The organism is Candidatus Hepatincolaceae symbiont of Strigamia maritima, assembly GCF_055505085.1.
On the sequence record NZ_DBKDTU010000211.1, the window covers coordinates 1 to 5630 of the forward strand.

At 29.0% G+C, this 5630-nt stretch carries 6 protein-coding genes; 2 read left to right on the plus strand and 4 right to left on the minus strand.

From position 1 onward, the window contains the following. Positions 1 to 160: 160 nt before the first annotated feature. Positions 161 to 1003, plus strand: coding sequence for a 4-hydroxy-tetrahydrodipicolinate reductase (gene dapB, locus ACQCX0_RS05795; protein WP_462563225.1), 843 nt, complete (start codon positions 161 to 163; stop codon positions 1001 to 1003). Positions 1004 to 1018: 15 nt separating this feature from the next. Next, positions 1019 to 1654: an endonuclease III gene (gene nth, locus ACQCX0_RS05800; protein ID WP_462563226.1), complete on the plus strand. Its 636-nt coding sequence runs from the start codon at positions 1019 to 1021 to the stop codon at positions 1652 to 1654. On the opposite strand, the gene ACQCX0_RS05805 is transcribed toward nth, so the two are convergent. The 4 genes from ACQCX0_RS05805 to ACQCX0_RS05820 form a co-directional block, all read right to left on the minus strand. After that, positions 1651 to 2064 (minus strand): hypothetical protein, encoded by a 414-nt coding sequence (locus tag ACQCX0_RS05805; RefSeq protein ID WP_462563227.1) that lies wholly within the window; start codon positions 2062 to 2064, stop codon positions 1651 to 1653. The genes nth and ACQCX0_RS05805 overlap by 4 nt on opposite strands. 362 nt (positions 2065 to 2426) lie before the next feature. Further along, complete coding sequence (locus ACQCX0_RS05810; RefSeq protein WP_462563228.1) at positions 2427 to 2816, minus strand: DUF3644 domain-containing protein; 390 nt, start codon at positions 2814 to 2816, stop codon at positions 2427 to 2429. Between the two features lie 79 nt (positions 2817 to 2895). Next, the gene (locus ACQCX0_RS05815; RefSeq protein WP_462563229.1) at positions 2896 to 3555 is read right to left on the minus strand and encodes a LolA family protein; all 660 of its coding nucleotides are present in this window, start codon (positions 3553 to 3555) and stop codon (positions 2896 to 2898) included. After that, a complete protein-coding gene (locus ACQCX0_RS05820) occupies positions 3556 to 5484 on the minus strand; it encodes a DNA translocase FtsK (protein ID WP_465029891.1) in 1929 nt (642 codons plus the stop codon). It lies immediately after the preceding gene. Positions 5485 to 5630: the final 146 nt, after the last annotated feature.

Below are 5630 nucleotides of genomic sequence, written 5' to 3' on the forward strand. Positions count from 1 at the left end.
TTTTTTAATGATACGGCGACCACCGAGATCTACACTCTTTCCCTATACGACGCTCTTCCGATCTATTTTCTGCTGGTCTGGGGATTAAGGGATGTAATTAAATTCATAATTTTTCTAAAACAGATATAATACTTATATATGATAGTATTAAGGTTTTGCAATGAAAAATTTTGCCAAGCAAACAGGAATTAAAATAGGCATTTTAGGCGGATTAGGAAAAATGGGGAGAGAGATAGTTTCTTTTGTTATACAAAAAGACGCATCTCTATTGGGAGCTATTTTTGAAACAGAGAATCACCATCTACTTAATAAAAAAATCTCTGATATTTTTGGAAATAAAGAGATTATAGGGGAGATTAGAACTTTAACTCAGCAAAATATTGATACTTGTTCTATATTTATAGATTTCTCAATACCTGTTGCCACTATGAGTAATTTAAAACTTCTCTCTAGATTTTCTAAAGATAGTCCTAAAGCCATAGTAATAGGAACTACAGGATTTTTAGAAGAAGAAGAAGAACAAATTCGTGAATATGCTAAGGTAATGCCGATTTTAAAGTCTGCTAATATGAGTTTAGGGGTAAATTTAATTAGTAAGCTGAGTAAAAAAGTAGCAAAAATCTTATCTAAAGAAGATTTTGATATTGAAATTGTGGAATCTCATCATAAATTTAAAAAAGATGCTCCTTCCGGAACAGCGTTATTATTTGGAGAGGCAGTAGCACAAGGTAGAAATATTTCCCTAAGGGAGTATACCTCACCTAATAGAAATAATCATAACCTTGAGAGAAAGAATGGAGTAATAGGATTTTCAAGCATTAGAGGCGGAGGAATAATAGGAGAACATAGGGTATCATTTCTAGGAATGCATGAAGAAATAACGATTATTCATAAAGCAATTAGTAGGGAACTATTTGCTGCAGGTGCTTTACAGGCGGTTTTATTTTTACAAAATCAAAAAAACGGTTTTTATACTATGAATGATGTATTAAATTTAAACTAGGTACGGATTAGTGGTATGCTTAGTCGGGGAGAAATTGAGGAAGTCTTTAAAATTTTAAATAAAGCTATTCCTGATGCTAAAACTGAATTAAAATACGTAAATCATTATACTTTATTAGTAGCAGTAGTACTTTCAGCCCAATCTACCGATGTCAGTGTAAATAAAGCCACAGAGCAATTATTTAAAATAGTTAGTACTCCTAAGGAAATGTTGGATTTAGGAGAAGAAAAGTTAATAATATATATTAAAACTATCGGTCTTTATAAAAATAAAGCTAAAAATATTATTGCCTTAAGTAAGATTTTAGAGGAGCAATATCAAGGCGATCTCAAAGCAGATTTTGATTTTTTGATATCATTACCTGGAGTTGGTAGAAAAACTGCAAATGTGATGTTAAATGTGGCTTTTAATCAACCTACTATGGCGGTTGATACCCATGTTTTTCGTCTAAGTAATAGAATTGGAATTAGTAATACTAAAAATTTAGAGGTGGTAGAACAAGATCTTTTAGTAAAAATTCCTAAAAAATATTTATTACAAGCTCATCATCTTTTAATTCTTCATGGTAGATATATTTGCAAAGCTAGAAATCCTTGTTGTGAAATCTGCAAAATCAGTCATATTTGTAGCTATTTTAAAAATAATACTTAAGAAAAATTTTTATACTTTTGTAATTTATTATGATTTTTTTTATAAAAAATATCTTCTGACCAATTAAAATCTTTTTCTTTAATAATTTCTAATATTTTAGATTCGGTATCTTTTGTATAAGTAGCTATTGTTAAAAAATAATTATAATACAGTAAATTAGTAGATGTATTATCCTGATTTCTCCAGCCTATTTTTCTAGCCAATCTACAAAGCTCTGTAGGAGTAGGTGTAAATTGCAGAACGTTATATAATTGTGTACATAATTCCTTGCTTTTAATAGGTTTTCTATGTACTTCTTTAATAGTAGTATTAGAGGAATCTGTAATTTTTACCGGAATAGCATCTTTAGGATTATTTTTAAGCTTAGTTGTTATTGAAATTTCTGTTTTATAATACCTATTGGCATTCATAGAAGTATTTTCAGATTTAAAAAATTTTTCTAAAGATAATTTTTGGAATTTATAATTCTCAGGTATTAAGCTAAACCCAAGTTATTTGATATATCTATCTTAAATATAGTTGTTAATAAGCTATTATAGTTTATAATGCTACTCTCTGCTTGCTCATTATCTTCTTGTGTATAGGTATAGTTATGTAGGAATTAGTTTCTATAATCTTGTAATTTTAGTATATTTGCTTCCATGCCGGTTAAAATTTTTTCTTTAAAGTTTTGTTTATTATTTTCATTAAATTGTATTAATTAACTTGTTTAGAGATAAAATATTACTAGATTCATTTTTATTTGTATAATAGGATTTATTTTTGACAGACTTTAAAAAGAAGCTAGAATTAAATCAATGTAGGCAGTGATTATTAAACAAACTGCAGTATCTGCTTTATAATTTATATTTGGGTTATTAAAAATTCCTACAGCTGAAAACATAATGTCTATAGATTTATCAAGATATATTTTGTGTGTGGCATCGTTAGGAATTGTTTGTTGCATTATAACTCTAAAACATTCTAATGGAGGTAATTTAGTAACTTTATAAGTATTATTATTTTTATTTTCTAAGTTAATAATATTTTTAAACTTTTTACTTCTATAAGTCTTTGCGGTACTATCTTTCCATCCTATAGCCTTTACAAAATAATCCCACTTAAATGATTGATTGCTATGTAAGTCTTCCCAAGCTTTATCTACTTTAGTAAAATTTCTCATAATATTTATATATCATTAAGATAACAATAACATATAAATGATAGTAGTTATACTTGTTTTAGTTATAAAATTTATTAAGTTATAACTTATTAAAATCTATGGTTCTAATTTTTTGCATGTTGAAAATGTAACTAGGCAGAATTTTATTATTAAAAGCTGGTTTTATAAAATCAACAATCGTTAATAGATTTTGGCTGTCTAAAATTAGCCAACTTTGCATAGTTTTTGTTTGTTTATTAAAAATTAAAGTAATACTACCCATGTGTGGAGCTTTTTTACTAGTTATTTGTATTTCTATAGTAGAGACAGTGCTTAGATAATTAAGAATACTTATTTTAGGGCTGAGAAAATCTAAATTTTGTTCTAATAAAAAATAAAAAGGGCTACTTTCCAGTGGTAAAAAAGACTTTTGTTTTAATTTTGTATCTTCATATAAAATAGTATTTTTATTCACTATTAATCTTACTGGTAAATCTACATATTCCACCCGAGCAAGGTAGGGTTTATAAATAATCAGCCAACCTTTATTAATAGTACCGTTATTGTCTCTTTGTAGAAAATTAGATTTAAAAGTTGTAAAATTACTAAAATGAGCGGTTAACTCTTTAAGCTCTTCTTTTTCTTCTTTAGTAAAAACATATTCCTTTAGAATTTCTTTAGAGAGTGGTACCTTAGGAAATTCTTGGGCTTGTAGCTTAGTAAAACTTAACAGAGTTAATATTAAAATTATAGTTTTCATTTAATTAAGAATCTCTCTTTTTCCAGTTACTCCAGGCTTACTAATATAGCCTTGTTCTTCTAGTTGATCAACAATTCTGGCTGCTCTATTATACCCTATTTGAAATTTTCTTTGAATAAAAGAAGTTGAAATTTTACCTTCATTTTTAATTAGTTCTAAAATTTCATTAAAGAGTGGATCTAATTCGGTGTTTGCAGCACTAAGAGAATTTTCTGAATACTCTTCAGAAGTTAAATTTTCTATATAATTAGGTACACCTAAATTTTTTAAATAAGTTACTACTTGCTCTACTTCTAAATCACTCACAAAAGGTCCGTGAGCTCTTTGAATTCTGCCGACTCCAGGCATAAAAAGCATATCTCCTTTCCCTAAGAGTTGTTCTGCTCCTTGTTCTCCTAAAATAATTCTACTATCTATGGGTGAGCTTACCTGAAAACTTAATCTGGTGGGAAAATTTGCTTTAATGGTTCCAGTAATTACATCTGCAGAAGGGCGTTGGGTTGCCGTAATTAAATGAATACCAGAAGCTCTTGCCATTTGAGCTAAACGTTGTACCGCCTGTTCTACTTCTTTACCAGCTACTAACATTAAGTCTGCCATTTCATCAATAATTACCACCAAGTAAGGCAGGTATGAAAAATCTACGATATGATTATGCTTTTCTAATAATTTTTGTTGTACTATATTCATTTCAAGCTGATTCTGAATTTTTTCATTATAACCTTTAATATTTCTGACACCAAGTAAAGACATTAAACTGTATCTTTGTTCCATTTCTTTTACAGCCCATTTTAAAGCGGAGATAGCTTTTTTAGAATCGGTTACAACTGGGGTTAATAAGTGAGGAATATCTTGATAAATTGAAAGTTCTAACATTTTAGGATCAATCATAATTAATTTACATTGCTCAGGAGATAAGCTATAAAGTAGGGAAAGAATCATTCCGTTTACCGCTACAGATTTTCCTGAGCCTGTAGTTCCAGCAATTAATAAATGTGGCATAGTACTTAAGTCTGCCACGACAGGGGAACCATTAATACTATATCCTAAAGCAATAGGTAGAGCTATTTCAGGATTTTGAAACTGTTTACTTTCCAATAATTCTCGTAATAAAACTACTTTTCTTTTTTGGTTAGGAAACTCTAATCCAATTACATCTTTACCTGGTACTACGGCAATTCTAGTGGAGGTTGCTTTCATTCTTAGAGAAATATCTTGTTCTAAACTTAATAATTTAGAACTTTTTACCCCAGGTGGAATTGTAATTTCATACATAGTTACTACGGGTCCTGTTTGGTAATTCACAATTTTTCCTAAAATACCGAACTCTTGCATAATTTTTTCTAATTTTAAGGCATTAGTTTTAATTTCTTGGGTGGAAACAGTATCTTTCTTACTAGTAGCAGGACTTAATAAATCCAAAGGAATATAATACGGTGTTAGAGAATTAGTTGTTGGAGCTTTTTTAGGATAAAGTTTAACTGAATTAGTAGGATTCTGTATAAGAATTTTGGAATTAGCAGTAGAGGAATGTAGGGATTGAATTGTTATAAGTGCTTGTAAGTCTTGTTTAGCTGTTGAATTTTGCACAGAGTTATTCTGAGAACTATCATTTTCTAAGTGGCTATTCTCAAAGGAATCATCAAGTTCTTCTAGATTAAAATCATCAAGATTTTTTTGATTTTTTACATAGGAAAATAAAGAAGAATTCCTGTTGGCATAATCTGCAAATAACGCAGAGGATTCATCTATATTTAGGTTATTTTGTAAAGCATTAAGATTTTTAGGCTTTATAACTATTCTTTTTTCTTTATTAAAAGGAGTTTCTTGTAATTTACCAATTTTTCCTAATAAAATCCCTACTTTATGCTTAAGAAATACGATTGTTAAAATTAATGCTTGTAAGATAAAAGTAAATAATTTCCCCACAGATTGAATAAAACTTCTCCATTGTGATAAGCTTACCGAGAGTACAAAAATATAACTTATGATAACTAGAGTAATAAAAACTAAATCTAAACTTTAGATCGGAAGAGCGTCGTGTAGGGGAAGAGTGTAGATCTCGGTGGTCGCCG